This window comes from Gemmatimonadaceae bacterium (genome assembly GCA_035533015.1).
Lineage (GTDB): Bacteria > Gemmatimonadota > Gemmatimonadetes > Gemmatimonadales > Gemmatimonadaceae > JAGWRI01.
The window spans coordinates 20,502-41,366 of the sequence record DATLUQ010000018.1; the positions used below are offsets into that span (position 1 = coordinate 20,502).

A 20,865-nucleotide genomic window follows, 5' to 3' on the forward strand; every position below is an offset into this window, starting at 1 on the left:
ACGCACCGAGGGTGGCGACCGCGAGGAGGAGAATCCGCCGCGTAGGGAAGGCCAGACGTCTTGAGAGAGGCAGGGTCGATACAGGCAATCAGAACCCACTGAGGCCGGGGAAATTCAACCCTGGAATATTACCCTTGCGAGGACGTGCTTTCCATGGCGCGCGCCAGGTGGGTTCCCGCCTCGCGCGCGCACTCGGCCAGAATGGCGGCACCGCAAAAGATGGCCTCTTCCGCCGGCGCAAACCGCGGGGAATGGGCCGCCGTGGCCTCGCCCCCTCGTTCGCGAGCCCCGATGCGCAGAAAGCAACCGTCCATGCGATCGAGATAGTACGCGAAGTCCTCGCCGCCGAGGTTCATGAATCCCAATGGGACGACGGCGTCCTCCCCGATCACCCGTGCCGCTGCGCTCCGCGCCCACGCGGCGGCGCGGGCAGGGTTCACCAGCGGCGGGGTGCCCAACTCCAACTCGACGCGCGCGCTCAAGCGGTGGCTGGCCGCCACGGACTCGGCGAGCCGCCGCACCTCGTCGAGCATCATCTGGCGCGACTGCGGCTCCACGGCCCGCACGGTGCCTGTGAGCGCTGCGCGGTCGGGAATCACGTTGGGCGCCGTGCCGGCGTGGATCGTGCCCACGGTCACGACGCCCGGGGTGGCCGGGTTCAGTCGCCGCGATACGATCGTCTGGAGCGCCGAGATCACGGCCGCCGCGCCAACGATCGGATCGGCGGATTCGTGCGGCCGCGCCGCGTGTGCTCCCTGCCCCACCAGTTCGATGGTGAACGTGTCGGCGGACGCCGCGAGCGGGCCGGCGTCGGCCACCGCCTGGCCAACCTCGAAGCGGCGATCGACGTGCCCGCCGAAGATGCAGGCCACGTCGTCCAGCGCCCCGCTGGCGAGCATCGCCAGCGCGCCCTTGCCCACCTCCTCGGCCGGCTGCAGCACGATGAGGACGTCGCCGGGCGCGGGGTCGCGGGCCAGCAGGCGCGCGGCGCCCACCGTCCACGCGGCATGCACGTCGTGGCCGCAGGCGTGCATCACGCCGTCGTGCTCCGACGCGAACGGCAGTCCGGTCCGTTCGCGAATCGGCAGCGCATCGATGTCGCCGCGCACCGCAACCAGGGGCACGCGCCGGTCGCGGCCGGGCACGCGGGCCACGAGTCCGGTGCCCGCCACGCGGCGCACGTCCACCCCCGGGATCGTGGCGAGCGCGTCGGCCAGGCGGCGCGACGTCTCGTGCTCCTGCAGCGCCAACTCGGGATGGGCATGGATGTCGCGCCTAAGGGCGACGAGGACGTCCACGTCCGCCGGAGTGAAGAGCGCGGCCACGCCGAGGGGAAGGACGAGGGCGGACGTCACGCCGCGAACTCCTCGCGCCGCACGGTGAGGGCGTCCACGCGATCCATGTCCACCGTGACGCCGATGCCGGGAACCTGCCGCGGCACGTGCACCATGCCGTCGCCGTCCATCGTCCATTCGGGCGTGACGATGTCGCGCTCCCAGTACCGCGCGCTGGGCGACACGTCGCCGGGCAGCGAGAAGTTGGGCAGCGACGCGAGCGCCACGTTGTGGGCGCGCCCCACACCGCTCTCGAACATGCCGCCGCACCAGACCGGCACGCCGTGGCGTTGGCAGAGGTCGTGAATGGCTTTCGACACCGCGAATCCGCCCACGCGGCCCGGCTTGATGTTGATGATGCGGCCGGCTCCCAACTCGATCATGTCGGCCGCGCGGTCCACGCTGGTGATCGATTCGTCGAGGCAGATGGGTGTCGTGAGCAGTTTCTGCAGCTTGGCGTGGCGCACGAGGTCCTCGCGGTCCAACGGCTGCTCGATCATGATCAGCCCGAACCGGTCGAGCTGTTTGAGGTGGGCGGCATCGGCCAGTGTATAGGCCGAGTTCGCGTCGGCCATCAAGTGCAGGGCCGGGCCCAGGGCCTCGCGTACCGCGGCCACGTACGCCAGATCGGACCCCGGCTCGATCTTCATCTTGATTTTCTGATAACCCTGCGCCACGGCCTGCTTGGCCCGCGCCACGAGAGCCTCGGGGTCGCGCTGGATGCCGATCGAGATGCCGGTGGGCACCCGGTCGCGCGTGCCGCCGAGCAGCGTGGCCAGCGACAGGCCGCGTTGCCGCGCCGCCACGTCCCAGCATCCCATTTCGATGGCCGCTTTGGCCATGTGGTGACCGCGGATGTTGCGGTCGAGCGCCGCGAACACGTCGCCCGGCCCGGCGAACTCCACGCCGAGCACACGCCTGCTGAGCCACTCGCGCATCGCGTGCCAGGCGGTGTCGATGGTCTCCGGGCTGTAGTTCGGCTGCTCGCCGGCCACGCACTCGCTCCATCCGGTCGTGCCGTCGGCTGCGCGGAGTTCGAGCAGGCACACGCGCCGTTCGGCGATCGTTCCGGACGAGATGCGAAAGGGCTCCTTGAGCGCGAGCCGGATTTCGCGTACCGCGATGGAGGAGATGGCGAACACGGTGTGGGCGTCAGAGGGTGAAGAGATAGTGGCCGTTGGCGGGTCCGCGGTCGGCCGCGAAGCCGACCAGCCGGTACCCGGCGGCCAGCAGAAGTTCGAACGCGGCGCGTGTGTCCGCGCGCCACTGCGCGGCCGCCGCCAGGTCGTGGGCCTGCAGCGCGCCGATGTCGCCGGGAATGCGCACGCGCACTCTCGGGGCTCCGGCGGCCGGAGCCGCCGCCAGGATGTCACCGCCCAATACGGGATTCAGTACGGGCGCGGCGTCGAACGCCGTGTCGGCGCGCGCCGCCGCGACCTCGGCCCGCCGCGCCGCCAGTTCCACCGGATCCACGGGCCAGGCGAGCACGAACCGGTCGGTGCCGATGCCCCGCGCGAGCGCGCTCCCCATGTCGCCGTACATGTCGCGGGCGTATTCCACGACGCGGGCCCCGAGCACGTTGAAGTTGAGATGGGCATTGCGGGCCACGAGCGGGTCGTACGTCCAATAGATGAGGTGCGCACCGAGACGGGCAACGGCGGCGAGTTGGAATTCCTTGAGCCGGCGGCCGATACCGGCGTTCTGCGCCTCGGCGCGCACGGCGAGCATGTGCGACCAGTGCACCACGCGACCGTGTTCCACGCCGGTGAGTCCGAACACGAATCCGAGCAGACGCCCGTCGCCGGCAAAGGCCCCCGCCGAGACGCCCCCCACGCGCTGCGCGATCTTGAGCACGGTGGCGGACGTGACGTCGGTGAGGCCGCGCCCCCAGGTGTCGTATTGGAGATCGACCGCGGCGCGATAGTCGGCGAGCGTGGCGAGGGGGCGGATGACGATGGGCGACTGATCTGGCATGGCGGGCCGGTGAGTGGAGCGCTGGGATGAAGCTACGGCCAGGGGAGCCGGGAAACCACGCCGCGGCGAGGGCGGGCCCGCCGCCCGGTTGGCGGGCGGCGGCCCGTCGACTATTATGCGCGAATGCTGCGCACCCGGCGGCCGTTCCGATCCATTGCCCTGTTCGCGGCGGCGTTCCAGTTGGTGCTGCCGCCGGCCGTGGCATTCGCCGACGCGATCGCGCAGCGCACCGACGGCAGTCCGTCGGCGGTCCACATCGAGGACCACGGGCACAAGGGGTGTCATCCGGGCCACCCGGACGACTGCGTGCTGTGCCAGACGCTGAGCCACTGGTCGGCCCCGTTGCCGCACGAAGTGGCGTCGGTTCCGGCGGCGCGTTGCGACGCGATGCCGCCGAACGCCGTGGGCACGCCCGCGCCGCGCGTCGCCTATCGCACTCCGCATTCGCGGGGCCCGCCCGCGTGAGTTGACGCCGAAGCCAACGCTTCGGCCCGCGTCGGTTCGCGTTTTAACAACTCACACTCATTCCAGGGCCTCTCATGTCCAGGTTCTTCGCACGCACGCGTCCCCGATGGGGCGGGGCGGTGGCCGCCGCGTTCGCGCTGGCGGCGTTCGCCGCCCCCGCCCGAGCGCTCCTTCCCGAGTCCACCCACACGCTGGCCCCGTCCGACGTCATCGGCACGGTGACCGACAGCGCCTCGGGCCAGCCGCTCGCCAACGCCGCGATTTCGGTGATGCAGGGAACGACGGTGATCGCCAACAGCTCAAGCGACGAGTTCGGCCGGTTCACCGTGCACAACCTCAATCCGGGCGCGTACGTGGTGGCGGTGCACTTCATCGGGTTCCGCCCAGCCACGCAGCCGATCACGGTCACGGGAGACGGCGCGCCGATGCGCGTGACGTTCGCGATGGTGGCCGCGGCGATCACGCTGCAGGCCGTCCAGGTGCAGAGCTCGGTGCCGGTGGCCGTCAACACGCGGACCGGCGACCAGACGTTTCAGCAGGACAACTACCACGGGGCGCCGACCAACACGACGTCGGAGATCCTGCAGCAGTCCATCGTCGGCGCCGCTCGCGCGCCGACGGGCGAGGTGCACATTCGCGGCCAGCACGCCGAGTACACGTATTACGTGGACGGCGTGCCGGTGCCGCCGGGCATCTCGGGCAGTCTCAACGAGCTGTTCGACCCGCAGGTGGTGAACAACATCGACTTCCAGACCGGCGGGTGGGACGCCGAGTACGGGGGGCGCAACGCCGCCATCATCAAGGTTCACACCAAGATCCCCTCCGGCGGGTTCCACTCCGACATGTCGGCCTACACCGGCTCGTTCGCCAGTCAGGGGGGCAGCCTGAACCTGAGCGCGAACAGCGGCAAGTGGGGGGCGTTCCTGTCCGGAGAGTACCAGTCCACCAACATGCGGCAGGACCCGGTGATGGGGAATGCGACCACCGACGCGCCATATAATTTTCATAATAGCGGCACCGATGGCTTCAGCTTCGGGAAGATCGAGTACCGGGCCAGCCCCACCGACGTGATGGATCTCGACCTCAACTGGTCGCGGACGAAGTTCGCCGTGCCCTACGACACGGCGGGCGGTACGTCGCTCGACGATCACCAGACGGACCTCAACGGCTTCGCCAACCTGAGCTGGCACCACCTGTTCTCGCCGCCCGATTCGGCGGCTGACGCCGCCGCCCCGGCCGAGCTGTTCGCCGGCCTCTTCTACCGGTCGGGCAGCCTGCGCTACGTGCCCGGCGCCACCGACCAGCCGAGCTTCATCTTCTACCCCGATACCACGCTGCCGTACAATCTGAGCGAATACCGGCAGTTCACCTCGTCGGGGATCAAGACCGATCTCACGGTCAATCTGCGGCGCGAGCTGACCTGGAAGAGCGGCGTGCTCGCCCAGTTCACCACCGGCCACGAAGACTTCCAGACCGTGGACGCGGCGGGCAACCTGGGGCCGGCCTCCAATTCCGGCCTCACCGGCAACGACGTCGGCGCCTACACGCAGGTCGCGTACTCGCCGATCGAACAGTTCGAGATCCGCACCGGCATCCGCTACGACTCGCACACCGCGCCGTTCGCCGGCACGGCCTCGCAGTGGAGTCCGCGCATCCGGTTCAACTTCTACCCGGACCCGGCCACCACGGTGTACGCCTACTACGGCCGGATGTTCATGCCGACCAACATCGAAGACCTGCGGTCGATCACGAGCGTGGCGCAGGGGGGCGTGGCGACCGTGCCGACGCTGCCCGAGCGCGACGACTTCTACGAGGCGGGGATCATCCACCGGTTTCCGGTGGCGGGGCTGGTCACCAAGTTCTCATGGTACCACAAGCACAGCACGCCCGGGGTGGACGACAACACCGTGCCCGGCTCGTCGATCACCACCGACGTCAACATCGCCCAGGTCTGGGTCACCGGCCTCGAGGGCGTGATCAACGTGCGCCCCGACGGGCCGTTCTCGGGGTACATCAACGCGGCGTTGAACCACGCCTACGGGATCGGTCCGATCACCGGCGGCTTCTTCCCGACCGCCAACCCGACGGGGTACTTTGACCTCGACCACGACCAGCGGCTCTCGATCGTGGCCAGCGGCACGTACTCGGCCGACCGGATGTTCGTGAGCGCCACCGAGACGATCGGTTCCGGGCTCACCAACGGCGTCGATCCGTCGGACTGCGGCTGCCACTACGGCACGGGGCTGTTCGACTTCAACCCCGGCATCAAGGTCGCCCCGAGCGCGATCACGAGCGTCAGCGTCGGATACACGTTCGTCACCGGGTCCACGATCCTGCGGCCCGAACTGTACGTCGACAACCTGTTCAACGATCAGTACATCCTGAAGGGTGCGTTCTTCAGCGGCGCGTCGTACGGACGGCCGCGGTCCATTCAGCTGCGGGTGAGCGTGGGGATCTAGCCGGCCGAACGGCCGGACACCGGCGTGACGTCCAGGTTGAGGACCTGGAACGGCGCCAGTCGGAACGCATGCTCGCGGCCAGCCGTCAGTTCGATCGGCGGCTGGTCGCGATCGGCCCGCCACGGGCTTTGCGCCGTGAACCGTCGCGCCGCGCCATCGGGCAATTCGAACGCCGCCGCGGGGTCGATGCCAATCGTCTGCCAGCGATCGCTCGGATTGCGCAGCGTGAGCGTGGCCTTGGCGGGCGACCACGCCGCCCATCCGTATGGTTCGAGCGCGGCCGGATCGCCCCCCACCCAGTGCGTGTCGCGCAGCACGTCGGCGTTGCGCCGCGACCAGTTGGCGCTCTCGGCCAGCGTGTTCCAGTTGTCGTCGCTGAGGTTGGACGGCGTCACGTACATCTCCTGCAACTGCGTGCCGTTGCCGAAGTACACGCGGATCTCGCTGTTGAAGTCGCCCCCCGGATCGTCGCTCAGGTGGTTGGCGTGGCGCGCGTAGATCATGCCGTGCAGCATCAGCGAGTTGAGCGGATACAGGGGACCACGGCGCACCACGTGTTCGTGCGTGTCGGCATCGCGGTAGGTCATCCATTGCTGCCGGTAAGTCCCGATGCCCGCGAACGAGTGGTCTTCCCCGCCCCGCCAGATGGAATCCGCGTAGCGCAGCCAGAAGGGCGACGGATACGTGCCCGTGGTGAGATTCACGAACAGGTCGGGCTTGATCTGGCGCAGATCGCCGATGAGCGCGATCGCGGCATCGAAGTCGCTGTCGAACTGGCTGCCCGGAATCACCGTCGAGGCATTGCCCGTGCCGTCGATCTTGAACTGGTTGACGCCGTACTCGCGGATGAAGTTGACGCACGTATCGTGGAAGCGCTTGTAGTACTTGGGCCCCGACAGGGCGAACCCGCCCTCGTTGGTCTCGAACCCCTGGGCCCGTCCGTACTCGAGGCGGTCCTTCTGCGGCTGGCCGTACCCGCCCCACGGGGACAGCCACACGCCGGGCTCCGCGCCGTACCGCTCCGCGGCCCGCCGCACGTTGGTGAACCCGTGCGGGAATCCGGGCCCGAACCCCCACAGCGTCTTGGGGTCGTCCCACCCGTCGTCGAACAGGAACGACGACAGGACCACGCGCCGCTTGCGCTGCAGCTCCTGGCCGAAAGCCCGGATCACGTTCAGCGCATCGGCCTCGGTGTATTTGGAGAAGTAGCCGATGTCGTACCACGAGTTGTAGTGCAGGAACGTGCGGTACGGATGGGCCCGCTCGCGTTCCAGGTAGCCAAGGAAGTCCCGGCGCAGTTGGCCCGGGCGCGCCACCCCGATCACCGACGATGCCGTGAACGGCGCGTCGGGCCGCAGCGGCAGCTCGCGCGGCAGCGCGCAGGTCGCCCGGTCGCCGTCCACGGCGCTCGCCGACAGCGGGTGTTCGAAGCCGCAATACCAGTTATCGAATACCACCGGACTGCCCTTCACGGTGCCGTTCACGGCGGCGCGCGGCGCGTGCAGGTCGACCAGGGTGATGGTCCGCACCGGCACCTCCGCCCCGATGGCGCGCAGCGCAATCTCTTGGCGCAGATACCGCGAGCCGTCGCGCAGCACCGCCCGCCAGGTCACCTCGAGCGTACCGCTCGGATCGCGGAGCACCACGGTCAGGGCCCGCCCGCCCACGCGTTCGGACAGCCGCGATGCGCCGGGGTCGGCGTGCAACGTCGTCACCGCCGGCGCCCGGACCACCCGGAACGTCTCGGCCGGCCACACCGCGCCGTCGGCCATGGCCAGCGAGAACGCGCTCGCCGGAAGCGACAGCGAGCCCCCATTCACCCGATCGTCCACCCGCACCGCACGCAGCCGCGCATCGGCCACCTGCCACACCCCCGCGATCGCCGCGTTGCCGAGCGTCAGGTCTCCCGACCGGATGCCGGCATGCGCCGGCAGCGCCAGCGCATCGAGCGCCGCGGCGCGTTCCCATCGGAGCAGCGACGCCAGGCGCGGCGAGGCGAGGGCGACGCCGAGGCCCATCACGGCACTGCGTGCAAGAAAGTCGCGCCGCGACAGTTCGTCGGCGGCGGGGAGATCGGAGCGAGAGTTCGGCATCGTGCGCGGACGAAGGAGGAGACGAGGCGGCGGCACCCGGCCCGCGATCGGCCGCCTGCCCCGGCTTCGTCAGTGTAGCCGGGCGGCCGCCGGATGCGCAATCCGGGGCGCGGTTCCGCCGCCGCCCTCAGGCATTAGTTTGCGAAGGCATGGAGCGTGATTCCCTCCCCCGTGCCGGAACGGAGTCGGTCGCGGAGACCGACCGCCTCGTCCTGGTCAGCAACCGGCTGCCGTTCTGCGCCGAGCGGCAGGGGAGCGCCCTCACGTTCACCCGGGCGGTGGGCGGGCTGGTGAGCGCCCTGGAGCCGGTGCTCCGCACGCGCGGCGGTGTGTGGATCGGGTGGCCCGGCATCACCCGCGAAGAGGCCGACGTCGCCGGCGGCCTCGACCTGCCGCACGACCCTGACATCCGTTACGAACCGGTGCCGCTCACCGAACGCGAAGTCTCGCTCTACTACGCCGGCTTCTCCAACCGCACGCTCTGGCCCCTGTTCCACTATTTCGTCGGGCGCACGCACATCGACGCCGCCACGTGGCAGGCGTACGACGCGGTCAACCAGCGGTTCGCCAAGCGCGCGGCGCCGTTCGCGCGCCAGGGCGCGCTGGTGTGGGTGCAGGACTATCAGCTTCTTCGTATGCCCCATCATCTACGGGAGTTGGTACCCGGTGCGCGGATCGCGTCGTTCCTGCACATCCCCTTTCCCGGGTCCGACCTGTTGCGGGTGCTCCCCTGGTCGCGCCACCTCATGCGCGGGATGCTCGCCGCCGACGTCGTCGGGTTTCACGTCGACAGCTACGCGGATCACTTCCTCGACAGCGCCGCGCGCCTGCTCGGCTGCGACGTGGACCGCGCCGCCGGCGTCGTGCAGTTCGACGGCCGGGCCGTGTCGGTGGTGGTCGACCCGATCAGCATCGACGCCGGATTCGTTTCGACGGTGGCGCGGTCGGCCGGCGCGCGCACGCGCCCGGCCGACCGCGTACGGGAGATCCTCGGCGTCGACCGCCTGGATTACACCAAGGGCATCTACGAGCGGATGCTGGCCATCGAGCGTCTGCTCGAACGGTGGCCCACCTACCGCGGTCGCGTGGTGTTCACGCAGCTGCTCGTGCCGAGCCGCGAGCACGTGGCCGAGTACTCGGACCTCAAACGGCAGATCGACGAGACCGTGGGGCGCATCAACGGCCGATTCTCCGAGGCCGGATGGACGCCCATCCGCTACCTCGTGCGGTCGCTCCCCCAGGACGAATTGATCCCCCTCTATCGAGGCGCCGACGTGGCGCTCGTCACCCCGCTCCGCGACGGCATGAATCTCGTCGCCAAGGAGTACGTGATGGCGCAGGCGACGCTCAGCGGCGTGCTCGTGCTGTCGGAGATGGCCGGCGCCGCCGAGGAACTGCCGGAAGCGGTGATCGTGAATCCCTTCGATATCGGTGCGGTGGCCGCCGGCTTGCACCGCGCGCTCTCGATGCCGGCCGACGAACGCCGCGCGCGCATGTCGGCGCTCCGCGACCGCGTGCGCACGCATGACGTGCACGCCTGGGTGCGCGACTTTCTTGCGGCGGCTCACCGGGCGTTCGCGCACCCGGCCCCGCCGGCATCACCCGTGGATCAGGTGCGCCGCCGGCTCACGCCGTGGTTGGCCGCCCGGCCCAGCGCCATGGTGTTCCTCGACTTTGACGGAACGTTGACCCCGATCGTCGAGCGCCCCGAAGACGCCCGCCTCGCCGCGCGTACCCGCGCCGTACTCGTGCAGGCGGCGCGCCACTCGGCGCTGGACGTCGTGATCGTCTCGGGCCGAGCCCTCGACGATGTGCGCCGGCGCGTGGGCGTGCCGGGAATCACGTACGTGGGCGACCACGGCTTCGAGATCGAGGGACCCGGTGTGTCGTTGCGGCACGACGGGGTCGCGCACTACCGCGCCGCGATCGAACGCGCCGCGGACGAGCTCGAGGCACTCGGCGTCCCGGGCGCCCAGGTCGAACGGAAGCCGGCGACGGTCTCCTACCACCTGCGGCGCGTGCCCGCCGAGCGGCGCGCCGAAGCCGAACTGGCCGCTGAGGAGATCTTCCGACGCCTTCAGCTGCGGATGAACCGCGGCAAGATGGTGCTCGAAGGGCGACCGCCGCTCGACTGGCACAAGGGCCAGGCCGTGCTCCACGTCCTCGTGCAACGCCACGGCGTCGACTGGCCTTCGCGCGCCCGAGCACTGTACATCGGCGACGACGTTACCGACGAGGGGGCGTTCGAGTCGCTGCGCGGCATCGGCCGTTCCATCCAGATATCGGCCACTGGCTCCGACGCGGCCACCGCTGCCGACTACCGGCTCCCCGACCCGGCCTCGGTCGTGAAGCTGCTGCGCTGGCTCGCCGCCGGCGGCTCCGCCGGCACCGGCAGCTAGCGGGCGCGCGCCATGACCGAAATCAGCATCGCCGACCATGGCCTGATCGGCGACCTCCACACGGCGGCGCTCGTCGGCATCGAAGGCACCATCGATTGGTGGTGCACGCCGCGCTTCGACTCGCCAAGCGTGTTCGCGGCGCTGCTCGACGCCGAGCGCGGCGGCCACTGGCGCATCGCTCCCCTCGATACCGGTGTGCCCTGGACAAGCACCCAGCAGTACGTGCCGCACACGAACGTGCTGGTGACCACCTTCGAATCGACGGCCGGCGCGGTGGAGGTCACCGACTTCATGCCCGTGGGCCCGGCCCGCGGGGCGCGCGCCGAGATCTTTCGGCGCGTGCGATGCACGGCCGGTGCGGCGCAGGTGGAGGTGAGTTTCGCCCCATGCTTCGGCTACGGCCAGCGCGCGCCCGTGTTCGTGCGCCGCCGCCATGGCCTCATGGCGTGGGACCGGTACGATGACGTGCTCTCGCTGGCCGGGCCGCCGGGGGTGGAGTGGATGATCGAGCCGGGAGCCGCACGCGCCGTGCTGCCGGCCCGGGCCGGCACCAGCGCATGGTTCGTGGTCCGGGCGGATGACGACGAAGTGCACGCGGTGGATGACTACCGACCGGCGCAGAAGCTCGACGCGGCCAAGCACTGGTGGAACCAGTGGGTCGGGCAGCTCCGATACGATGGGCCGCATCGCGAGGCCGTGGAGCGGAGCGCCCTGGCCCTGAAGTTGTGCTCCTATCTCCCGTCGGGCGCGATCGTGGCCGCGCCCACCACGTCGCTTCCGGAATCCCACGGAGGCAGCCGGAACTGGGACTACCGGTACGCGTGGCTCCGCGATGCGGCCTTCGTGGTCTACGCCCTCGACCGCATGGGCTTCGACGGCGAGGTGGTCGGATTCCTGGACTTCGTCAAACGCGTATCGCGGCGCGGCGCCAGCCAACACATCCAGATCATGTACGGCATCGACGGGCGTCGCGACCTGCCGGAGAGCACGCTCGACAACCTGCGCGGATACCGCGGTGCCTATCCGGTGCGCATTGGCAACGCCGCCGCCACCCAGTTTCAGCTGGACGTATACGGCGAACTGCTCGAGACGGTATCCATCTGGGCCCGCCGGCATCCCATGAGCGAAGGCCTCTGGAAGGTGCTGCAAGACCTGCTCGACTGGACCGCCCACCACTGGCGCGAACCCGACTACAGCATCTGGGAGGCCCGGCAGACGCCCAAGCACTACGTGTTCAGCAAAGTGATGGCGTGGGCGGCGCTCGACCGCGGCGTCCGCATCGCCCAACGCGGCGACCTGCCCGGCAACATCGAGGGCTGGCGCCGCGCCGCCGACGACATCCACGCCGACGTCCTCGCCAACGGCTGGGATGCGGACCGGCAGACGTTCGTCCAGGCGTACGGCGAACCCCAGCTCGACGCGGCGCTGCTCGTCATCCCGAAACTGCGCTTTCTCCCCGCCGACGATCCCCGCGTCATGAGCACGGTGCGCGCAGTGTGGCGCGAACTCAGCGCCGGCCCGGAAGATCTGGTGTTCCGGTATCGCTCGGCCGACGGCCTGTCCGGCGACGAGGGCGCGTTCATCGTCTGCACGTTCTGGTTGGCCCAGGACCTCGCCCTGGCCGGCGACCTCGAGACCGCCGAGCGGTTGTTCCTGAAGATGGTCGGCCGCGCCAACCACGTCGGGCTCCTGGCCGAAGAGATCGATCCGCACTCCGGCGCCCAGGTCGGCAACTTCCCACAAGCGCTGTCCCACGCCGCGCTGCTCAATACGGCGTACATCCTGGAATGGCGCCGTCGTCGCGACGCGACGGCTGCTGCAGGGATCCCGTCCGGATCGCGAAGGGAATCTGGATCCCCGCCGTCCGAAAGCCCGCGGGAAGACGCTTGACGAAATCGTGGATGGTTGGATACGGCGACGTGTAGTCCCGCCCGCGCATGATCACCAACGCGCGGCTGCCGCATGCAGGCCTCTGCGATTGCGGCCCCACCGCACGGTACGGCCCACTCGGTCGGGACGGGTTGTCGCGGCCGCCGCCTTTCGCTATACCATGAACGCCGTGGCACAGAACGGTTCGAGGCGACGCAGCAGCCGACGATTCCCCGCGCGCAGAGGACGACCATGCGAAAGTTCACCAGACGCGATGCCCTGAAGAGCGGCCTGATCGTTGCCGGCGGTGCGTTGCTCGGCAAGACGGTAGGACGGTTGGATGGGATGACGGTCGAGGACGCTTCTCAAGCATCGGAAGTGCCGTCCTACTCGCCTGCCGTCCTGCCGCCCTACTCTTCAAGCCCCAGAGATCGCCTGTTATTGGACTTCGACTGGCGCTTCCACTTGGGCCACGCCGCCGATCCCGCACTGGACTTCGGCTTCGGGCGCGGCAACGACGGCGCGTTCGCCAAGACGGGGTGGTTCTTTGCCCCGGGCCGCCCCGACTTCGACGCGAGCGCCTGGCGCGCGGTCGATCTGCCGCACGACTGGGCGGTGGAGCTGCCGTTCGTGGACGACCGCGAACTCACCTCGCACGGCTTCAAGCCCATCGGCCGCGCATACCCCGCGACGAGCATCGGCTGGTACCGCAAGGTATTCGCCATACCCGCCGCCGACGCCGGCCGCCGGCTGTGGCTCGAGTTCGACGGCGTGTACCGGAACGCGATCGTCACCTTCAACGACGCCTACCTCACCACCGCGGTCAGCGGCTATGCGCCGTTCCGGCTGGACGTCACCGACCTCGTGCGGTACGGCGGCGACAACGTGCTCGCGCTCCGCGTGGACGCCACGGAGGAGGAAGGATGGTTCTACGAGGGCGCCGGCATCTACCGCCACGTGTGGCTGGTCAAGACTGCCCCGCTCCACGTGCCGCAGTGGGGCCAGTACGTGACCGCCGACGTGAACGGCCGCCAGGCGCGCGTGCATCTGCGCACCGACGTGGTCAATGACGACGACCACGACGCGCGGTGCACCGTGGTGTCGCGCATCATGGATGCCGACGGCGTCGTGCGAGCCACGGCCAGCACCGCGTCGCACGTGCCGGCCTGGGGACGCGTGACCGTCGATCAGCAGGCCGTGCTCGCCGACGCCCACCGGTGGTCGCTGGAGTCGCCCTATCTCTACCGCGTGCGGACGACGATCGCGGTCGGCGGCACTCCGGTGGACGAATACGAGACACCGTTCGGGGTTCGAACCATGCGCTTCGACGCCGACCACGGCTTCTTTCTCAACGACCGGCACGTCGAGATCAAAGGCACGTGCAACCACCAGGATCACGCCGGCGTGGGGTCCGCCCTGCCCGACCGCCTGCAGTACTACCGCATTGCTCGACTCAAGGAGATGGGGTGCAATGCCTATCGCACGTCGCACAACCCGCCCACGCCCGAGTTGCTCGACGCCTGCGACCAACTCGGCATGCTCGTGCTCGACGAGACGCGCATGTTCTCGTCAGGCCCCGAGGCACTGAGCGAATTCGAACGCATGATCCGCCGGGATCGCAATCACCCGAGCATCTTCTGCTGGTCCATCGGCAATGAGGAGCCCACCCAGGGCACCGACGAAGGCGCCCGCATCGCGCGAACCATGAAGCGCGTGGCCCGCCGCCTCGATCCCATGCGCCCCATCACCGAAGCCATGAATGGATCGTGGGGCACGGGCCTTTCCGCCGTGGTCGACGTGCAGGGGTTCAACTACGGCGACGGCCCGCGAATCGATGCGTTCCACTCCAAGTTTCCCAAACAGTGGTCCATGGGCACCGAGGTCGCGAGCACCGTGTCCACCCGCGGCATCTACGCCAACGACAAGGCGCGCGGCTACGTCGAAGCGTACGACACGCAGAAGCCCGGCTGGGGCGCCACCGCCGAAGCATGGTGGACGACGTATGCGGCGCGGCCGTTCCTGGCCGGCGGATTCGTCTGGACCGGCTTCGACTATCGCGGCGAGCCGACGCCCTACGCGTGGCCGTGCATCAACTCCCACTTCGGCATCATGGACACGTGCGGGTTCGCCAAGGACAACTTCTACTATTACCAGGCGTGGTGGGGCACGAAGCCGGTCGTGCATCTCTTCCCGCACTGGAACTGGTCCGGCGAGGAGGGGCACGAGATCGAGGTCTGGGTGCACAGCAACGCCGAGCAGGTGGAGCTGTTCCTCAATGGGGCGAGCCTCAGCCGCCAGACCGTGCAGCCCAACACGCACCTGGCATGGCGCGTGCCCTACCAGCCCGGCACACTCGAAGCGCGCGGCTACGTGAAGGGAAGAGTCGTGGCGAGCGACACGCGCGCGACGACCGGCGCTCCGACGGCCATCCAACTCGTGCCCGACCGAACCTCCATCGCGGCCGACGGCGAGGACCTGTCGGTGGTCGAGGTGCGCGTCGTGGACGCCCAGGGACGCATGGTCCCGACCGCCGACGACAAGATCACTTTTGTGATTTCGGGAGCCGGGCGCCTGCTCGGCGTGGGCAACGGCGATCCGAGCTGCCACGAATCGGACAAGCAGCCGGTGCGCAGTGCGTTCAACGGCAAGTGCGTGGCGATCGTGCAGGCGTCAAAGTCTCCGGGCGACCTGCGGATCACGGCGTCCGCGTCCGGACTCGCGTCGGGGTCCGCCGTCGTCACCTCCACCGCGGCGGTTCCGCGTCCTTCGGCCTGACGAACGCACGACGGGCCGGGCGGCGCGACGTTCGCTGCCCGGCCCGCGCGCTCCGTGGGGGTGGCGCGAATCGTTACGCGGCCGCCCCCGGCTCCGAGTACATCTGGCACCCGACGTAGGCGCCGATCACGAATTCCACGAGCGCGGTCACGGCGGCGACGCACATGAATTCGGACGACACCAGCCGGTACAGATAGAGAGACGAGTAGGCCAACGTGCCCACGAACCAGACGAAAGCTCCCGCGCACATCGCGGTCTTCGCGCCCGCGCCGAACCGCGGCCGGATGGCGGCGTAGCACCAACCATAAGGGAGAACGGTCCGGCGGGGCCAGAGGGAACTGGCAAGGGGCTACCCGGCGCGGATCAGCTGCCAGCCGTCTCGCGCATCAGCGTCCACAGGCGGGCCACGTGCTCGCGCTCCGTGGCCTCGGCGCCGATCGACACCCGCACCATCCAACGCCCGTCGAGCGTCGACGGCGTCAGATAGGCGTCCCCCGAGCGGTTGATCCGGTCCACCCAGTCGAGCGTGTGGCGGTCGAGGGCCTCGCCGCCCAACCCCGGCGGCTCGTGGCGCGCGCACACGGTCTGCAGCCCGACGGGGGCCAACACGCGCCAGTGCGGCTCGGCGCGCACCTGCGCCTCCAGCCACTTCGCGTTCTCGAGGTCGCGCCGGATGCGTGCCTGGAGTCTCACCACTCCCTGTTCGCGGATCAGGAACCAGAGCTTGAGCGCGCGGAACCGCCGGCCCAGCGGAATGCCCCAATCGCGATAGTTCGTCACGCGTCCGTCGGCGGCGCTCTGCAGATAGCTGGGATTGGTGGACATCACGCGCACGAGATGCTCGGGCTCGCGCACGTAGTACAGCGAGCAGTCGAACACCGCGCCCAGCCACTTGTGCGGATTGAGCACCAGTGAGTCGGCCGCTTCCACGCCCTCCCACATCCAGCGCAGCTCGGGCACGATCATGGCCGAGCCCGCCATGGCGGCGTCCACGTGCAGCCAGAGGCCGTATTCGCGCGCCACCGCGGCGATCTCCCGCACCGGATCGATCGCCGTGGTGCCGGTCGTGCCGGTGGTGGCGACCACGGCGCAGGGATTCCGCCCCGCGGCCGCGTCGGCTGTAATCAACTCGCGGAGCGCGTCGGCGCGCATGGCGTACCCGCCGTCGTGGGGTACGAGGCGCACGTGGTCGCGGCCGAAGCCGGCGAGCAGCGCCGCCTTGTCCACCGAACTGTGGGCATGAGCGGACACATATACGGTCAGCGGCCGTCGCTCCGCCTGGAGCCCCCCGTGGACCAGCGAGTAGCCGGTGGCCCGCTCGCGCGCGCAGATGAGGGCCACGAGGGTGCTCGTCGACGCCGTGTCCTGGATGACGCCGCTCCACGCATCGGAGAGCCCGACCATCTGGCGCATCCAGTCGGTGACCACCTCTTCGAGTTCGGTGAGCGCGGGGCACGCCTGCCACGACAGGCCCACCGCGCCGATGCCGCTGCTGAGGTAGTCGCCGAGCACGCTGGCCAGCGAGGCGCCGCTGGGAAAGTACCCGAAGAAGTCGGGCGACTGCCAGTGCGTGATGCCCGGCGCGATGATCGTGTCGAAGTCGCGGAGCATGGCGTCGAACGGCTCGCCTTGCTCCGGCGGCGACGGCGGCAACTGGGCCCTGATCTCGCCCGGCGTGGTGCGCGCCATGACCGGCCGCTCGGCGATGTGCGCCCGATACTCGGCCACCCAGTCCACCACGGCGCGTGCGTGTTTGCTGAAGTCCGAAGGGTTCATGCCGGGACCCGATGATGCCACGGATTGGCGCCGACGGCACATCGTGGTCACGTGCCCACTTGCCCACTCGGCGCCGAGGGAAACATAGTATGGGTATGTCTGCGACGACGACCCACTGGACCGTGGAGATGCGCAATGCGCTGCCGGACGACGGCCAGCGCTACGAGGTCATTGACGGCGAGCTGTTCGCGACCGCGGCACCGCGCATGGTGCACCAGGTGGCGTTGGGCGCGTTGCACCTCATCCTCGCGCCATACCTCCGCGAGCGAAAGGTGGGGTTCGCCATCCTCTCGCCGGCCGACGTCGAATTCTCCGATGACACCGTGGTCGAGCCCGACCTGTTCGTGATTCCACCGGTGAACGGCCATCGCCCCAAGGATTGGCGCACGGCGGGCCACATGATGCTCGCCATCGAGATCCTGTCGCCAAGCACGGCGCGCCTCGACCGCGTGCGCAAGCGAGCCCTGTATCGGCGCGAAGGGGTAGACGAGTACTGGATTGTGGACGTGGATGCGCGCGAGGTGCACCGCTGGCGCCCGGGGGACGAGCGGCCGGAGGTACTGAGCAAGCAACTGGTGTGGCGGCCGGCGGGGGTGGCAGACGACGCGACGGCGTTGACGATTGATCTGGAATCGCTGTTCGCGGAAATCACTGACGAATCGTGATTCCGCTGTCCGGCTGTCCGACTTCCCAACGGTCAGACAGCCGGATGGTCAACCCGCCTCCCCCTACGTATTCGGAACCACCACTTCCTGCGGCGTCACGCTGTAGCCCCCCGCCGTGCCGTCGCCGAGTTCGCCGCTGTCGTCGTAGCCCCAGCAGTAGGCGGTTCCATTCGTCGACAGACTGCACGCGTGGAACGAGATCCCTGCGCTCACCGAGGTGAGCGTCTGCGTGCTGGCCACCGGCTGCGGCGTGCTGCTCCCGGTCGTGGACCCGTTGCCCAGTGCGCCGAAGCTCCCCGAACCCCAGCAGAATACCGCCCCGGCCGCCGTCGCGGCGCAGCTGCTGAGCTCGCCCGTGGTCACGGACGCGAACGTGTTGCCGCCAGCCACGGCGAGCGGCGTCGCACTACCCAGCGACGTGAAACCTGTACCGAGTTGCCCATTGGCCGAATTGCCCCAACAATACGCGGCGCCGCTGGTCGTGAGGGCGCACGTGTGGTACACACCGGCGCTGATCGACGCCAACTGAAGTCCACCGGCAACCGCCACGGGCACGTCGCTGTCCGCGGTGCCGCCGTTGCCGAGCACCCCGTACCCGCCCGAGCCCCAGCAGTAGCCCGCGCCGGCGGTCGTGACGCCGCACGTGAACACGCCCCCCGCGCTCACCGACGCGAATGTCAGCCCGCCCGCCACGAGTGCCGGCGTGGTGGTGTTCTGACCGACGGTGCCATTGCCCAATTCCCCGCTTTCGTTGGCCCCCCAACAATAGGCCTGGCCCGCCGTGGTCACTCCACACGTGTGCGAGTAGCCGGCGCTCAACATCGCGAAGCTCAGCCCGCCCGCGACTGCCACCGGCGTTCCGCTCATGGTGGTGGCCGTGACGTTGCCCAGCTCGCCCTGCGCGTTGTCACCCCAGCAATACGCGCTGCCGCCGGACGTGAGACCGCACGTATGCGCGTACCCTGCGGCGAGCGATACGAAGCTCAACCCGCCTGACACGGGCAGCGGAAACGGCGAAACCGCGTTGGCACTGTCGTTGCCCAGTTGGCCTTGCGCGTTGCTCCCCCAGCAATACGCGCTCCCGCCCGACACCAACGCGCAGCTGTGTTCGAACCCGGATACGACGGCGGTCACCGACGTCAGCGGTTTGGTGGAGGGCAGCGTGACGGTGATCGCCGACGTCGCCGAGATGGAGTCGACCTTCGCCGTGATCGTCGCCGTACCCGCCACCAGCGCCCGTACGACGCCGGAGTCGGACACCGTCGCCACCGACGAATCGCTGCTCGACCAATGCACCGTATCGGTGGTGATGATGTTACTGGACTTGTCGTAGGCCACGGTGGTCAGGCGGACCGTATCGCCGATCGCCATCGTGAACGACGTCGGAGTGACGGCCACCGTCGTCACCGGTCCCACACCCGGCAAGGTGGAGGAGGAGTGCGAGCTGCACGCCGCGAGCGCAGCAGCGACGACGGCGGCGAGCAGGCGGAGAGACGCCGGCGAGAGCACGCGCGGGCAAGGGGAGCGACGGTGGGGGCGAATAGCGGCAAGGGTGGACATGTGGGCAGTGAGGGTCGGGAGGCAGCACGTCCGGGGAGGGACCCGAATATTACACGATGTACAGGCGCGCGTTCCGGACTGGGCGCGACCCGCGCCCCATCACTCGGCCAGGTTCCCCAGCACCTCGAGGGCCCGCGCGACGTCGGCGGCCGTGGTCGCCATGCCCACTGAAGCGCGCACGGCGCCCACTGCCACGTCGGGGCCCATGCATGCCGCGAACCGCTCCAGCGTGAACCGCTCGGCCGTCTCGCTCAGGCAGCGGTCGGCCTCCGGCGCCCGGAGCCCGAACGCCCGCTCGCTGGCCCCCGGATTGCAGAAGCACCCGCCGCGCACCGCCACCCCGCCCTCGCTCGCGCGGTCCTCCACCACCGCAAACGGAATGGGCCGCCCCCTCACGTCGACCAGGTTGAAGGCCACGGTGCCACCCCGCGCGTCGAGAGTGCGTGGCCCGTAGATCACGGCCTGCGGCCGCCCGTTACGGTGGGCCAGCGCCTGCAGCCCCTCCAGCAACTCTCCCGTCCGGCGGCGAACGTGCGCCGAGAGTCGCGCCATGCCCAGGCCCTCCATGAACCTGATCCCGGGCGCCACCGCGGCCAGGCTCAGAAAGTCCGGGGTCCCGTCCTCGAATCGTTCAGGCACGGCCGCCAGTTGGTGCCGGCGGTTCTGCACCGACACGAAATCCACGGTGCCGCCCGCGAACCACGGACGGCGCAGCCGCGCCAACGCTTCGCGCCGGGCCACGAGCGCGCCCACTCCGGTGGGGTATCCGAAAATCTTGTAGAACGACAGGGCGACGAAGTCCGCCGGGTGGTCGCGCAGACTGAGCGGGTTGGTGGGGGCGAACGCGGCGGCATCGAGCAGGACGTCGAACCCAAGCCCCTTGGCCACGCTCACCAGTTCCAGGGGGTGCTTGGCCCCCGAGAAGTTGGACTGCGCCGGAAACGCGAACAGGCGGGGCGACCGCCCCGAGGCCGCAGCCCCCGCGGCGACTGCGGCCGGCGCGTCCGCCAGGCGCAGCTCGTCGTCCAAACCCAGGTACGACACGCGAGCGCCTGCACGCGCGGCAAATTCGCGAATGCCGTTCACGGAGTTGTGATTGTCGGCCGTGAGCAGGCACGCCCCGCCCTCGGCGAATGGATAGCTCTCCGCCACCAGTTTGATCGCCGCGCTCGCGTTGGCCGCGAAGATCACGGTGTACTCCGACGCGTCGGCATCGAGGAACCCGAGAACCGTCGAGCGCGCGTCCTGCATCACCTCGGTGCTGGCGCGGGAGGGCGCATGCCCGGAATGCGGGTTGCCGAACACGCCATCGCGGAGCACGCGCGCGTGGCCCTCCACGAGGCTCGCGGGGTAGAGCCCGCTCCCAGTGTAGTCGAGATAGGCGAGGCCCTGGGTGTCCAGCCGCGCGAATTCGCGCCGCCGCAGGTCGGCGAAATCCGCGTCGAGCGATGTTTCCGGCGTCAGACCAGCGGTCGTCGATTTCATCAGCGCACCAA

The 20,865-nt window shown here is 69.5% G+C and carries 14 protein-coding genes; 6 read left to right on the forward strand and 8 right to left on the reverse strand.

The genetic code is table 11. From position 1 onward, the window contains the following. Positions 1-128: 128 nt before the first annotated feature. Genes VNF92_03970 through VNF92_03980 form a run of 3 tightly spaced genes read right to left on the reverse strand, consistent with a single transcriptional unit; the run spans position 129 to position 3,308 of the window. Positions 129-1,355, reverse strand: a complete 1,227-nt coding sequence (locus VNF92_03970; GenBank protein HVA57021.1) for a M20 family metallopeptidase — start codon at positions 1,353-1,355, stop codon at positions 129-131. Then, positions 1,352-2,476 carry an o-succinylbenzoate synthase gene (gene menC / locus VNF92_03975; protein HVA57022.1) on the reverse strand — a complete coding sequence of 375 codons (1,125 nt, stop codon included), beginning with the start codon at positions 2,474-2,476 and terminating at the stop codon, positions 1,352-1,354. Before menC ends, VNF92_03970 begins: the two co-directional genes overlap by 4 nt. A 10-nt stretch (positions 2,477-2,486) precedes the next feature. Then, positions 2,487-3,308 (reverse strand): hypothetical protein, encoded by an 822-nt coding sequence (locus VNF92_03980; protein HVA57023.1) that lies wholly within the window; start codon positions 3,306-3,308, stop codon positions 2,487-2,489. Positions 3,309-3,431: 123 nt separating this feature from the next. On the opposite strand from VNF92_03980, the gene VNF92_03985 reads away from it, so the two are divergent. Next, a complete protein-coding gene (locus tag VNF92_03985; protein ID HVA57024.1) occupies positions 3,432-3,773 on the forward strand; it encodes a hypothetical protein in 342 nt (113 codons plus the stop codon). A gap of 74 nt (positions 3,774-3,847) precedes the next feature. Continuing rightward, positions 3,848-6,232, forward strand: coding sequence for a TonB-dependent receptor (locus VNF92_03990; protein HVA57025.1), 2,385 nt, complete (start codon positions 3,848-3,850; stop codon positions 6,230-6,232). On the opposite strand, the gene VNF92_03995 is transcribed toward VNF92_03990, so the two are convergent. Then, on the reverse strand, positions 6,229-8,325 hold the full coding sequence (locus tag VNF92_03995; GenBank protein HVA57026.1) for a twin-arginine translocation signal domain-containing protein: 2,097 nt from the start codon (positions 8,323-8,325) through the stop codon (positions 6,229-6,231). The two genes, VNF92_03990 and VNF92_03995, sit on opposite strands and share 4 nt — an antisense overlap. A 149-nt stretch (positions 8,326-8,474) precedes the next feature. Between VNF92_03995 and VNF92_04000 the strand changes: the two genes are divergently transcribed. The 3 genes from VNF92_04000 to galA all read left to right on the forward strand — a co-directional run bounded on the left by VNF92_04000 (position 8,475) and on the right by galA (position 15,368). Beyond that, positions 8,475-10,724 carry a bifunctional alpha,alpha-trehalose-phosphate synthase (UDP-forming)/trehalose-phosphatase gene (locus VNF92_04000; GenBank protein HVA57027.1) on the forward strand — a complete coding sequence of 750 codons (2,250 nt, stop codon included), beginning with the start codon at positions 8,475-8,477 and terminating at the stop codon, positions 10,722-10,724. Between the two features lie 12 nt (positions 10,725-10,736). Then, the gene (locus tag VNF92_04005) at positions 10,737-12,614 is read left to right on the forward strand and encodes a glycoside hydrolase family 15 protein (protein ID HVA57028.1); all 1,878 of its coding nucleotides are present in this window, start codon (positions 10,737-10,739) and stop codon (positions 12,612-12,614) included. A gap of 231 nt (positions 12,615-12,845) precedes the next feature. Beyond that, positions 12,846-15,368, forward strand: coding sequence for a beta-galactosidase GalA (gene galA, locus VNF92_04010; GenBank protein HVA57029.1), 2,523 nt, complete (start codon positions 12,846-12,848; stop codon positions 15,366-15,368). Positions 15,369-15,441: 73 nt separating this feature from the next. Here the strand turns inward: galA and VNF92_04015 are convergent, their stop codons facing one another. Together VNF92_04015 and VNF92_04020 are read right to left on the reverse strand one after the other, a co-directional pair. Further along, positions 15,442-15,618: a hypothetical protein gene (locus VNF92_04015; protein ID HVA57030.1), complete on the reverse strand. Its 177-nt coding sequence runs from the start codon at positions 15,616-15,618 to the stop codon at positions 15,442-15,444. 113 nt (positions 15,619-15,731) lie between these two features. Next, entirely contained in the window at positions 15,732-17,144 is a 1,413-nt protein-coding gene (locus VNF92_04020; GenBank protein ID HVA57031.1) for a pyridoxal-dependent decarboxylase, read from the reverse strand. Between the two features lie 89 nt (positions 17,145-17,233). On the opposite strand from VNF92_04020, the gene VNF92_04025 reads away from it, so the two are divergent. Continuing rightward, positions 17,234-17,809, forward strand: a complete 576-nt coding sequence (locus VNF92_04025; GenBank protein ID HVA57032.1) for a Uma2 family endonuclease — start codon at positions 17,234-17,236, stop codon at positions 17,807-17,809. 63 nt (positions 17,810-17,872) lie between these two features. Here VNF92_04025 and VNF92_04030 read toward each other — a convergent pair whose 3' ends face one another. Beyond that, complete coding sequence (locus VNF92_04030; protein HVA57033.1) at positions 17,873-19,318, reverse strand: Ig-like domain-containing protein; 1,446 nt, start codon at positions 19,316-19,318, stop codon at positions 17,873-17,875. A 150-nt stretch (positions 19,319-19,468) separates the two neighbouring features. Then, entirely contained in the window at positions 19,469-20,854 is a 1,386-nt protein-coding gene (locus tag VNF92_04035; GenBank protein HVA57034.1) for an aminotransferase class V-fold PLP-dependent enzyme, read from the reverse strand. Positions 20,855-20,865: the final 11 nt, after the last annotated feature.

What these genes read in the sequence shown, in the direction of transcription:
- VNF92_03980 (HVA57023.1), bottom strand. Translation starts at nt 3,308, where the DNA reads ATGCCAGATCAGTCGCCCATCGTCATCCGCCCCCTCGCCACGCTCGCC.
- VNF92_03985 (HVA57024.1), top strand. Translation starts at nt 3,432, where the DNA reads ATGCTGCGCACCCGGCGGCCGTTCCGATCCATTGCCCTGTTCGCGGCG.
- VNF92_03990 (HVA57025.1), top strand. Translation starts at nt 3,848, where the DNA reads ATGTCCAGGTTCTTCGCACGCACGCGTCCCCGATGGGGCGGGGCGGTG.
- VNF92_03995 (HVA57026.1), bottom strand. Translation starts at nt 8,325, where the DNA reads ATGCCGAACTCTCGCTCCGATCTCCCCGCCGCCGACGAACTGTCGCGG.
- VNF92_04000 (HVA57027.1), top strand. Translation starts at nt 8,475, where the DNA reads ATGGAGCGTGATTCCCTCCCCCGTGCCGGAACGGAGTCGGTCGCGGAG.
- VNF92_04005 (HVA57028.1), top strand. Translation starts at nt 10,737, where the DNA reads ATGACCGAAATCAGCATCGCCGACCATGGCCTGATCGGCGACCTCCAC.
- galA (HVA57029.1), top strand. Translation starts at nt 12,846, where the DNA reads ATGCGAAAGTTCACCAGACGCGATGCCCTGAAGAGCGGCCTGATCGTT.
- VNF92_04015 (HVA57030.1), bottom strand. Translation starts at nt 15,618, where the DNA reads ATGTGCGCGGGAGCTTTCGTCTGGTTCGTGGGCACGTTGGCCTACTCG.
- VNF92_04020 (HVA57031.1), bottom strand. Translation starts at nt 17,144, where the DNA reads ATGAACCCTTCGGACTTCAGCAAACACGCACGCGCCGTGGTGGACTGG.
- VNF92_04025 (HVA57032.1), top strand. Translation starts at nt 17,234, where the DNA reads ATGGGTATGTCTGCGACGACGACCCACTGGACCGTGGAGATGCGCAAT.
- VNF92_04035 (HVA57034.1), bottom strand. Translation starts at nt 20,854, where the DNA reads ATGAAATCGACGACCGCTGGTCTGACGCCGGAAACATCGCTCGACGCG.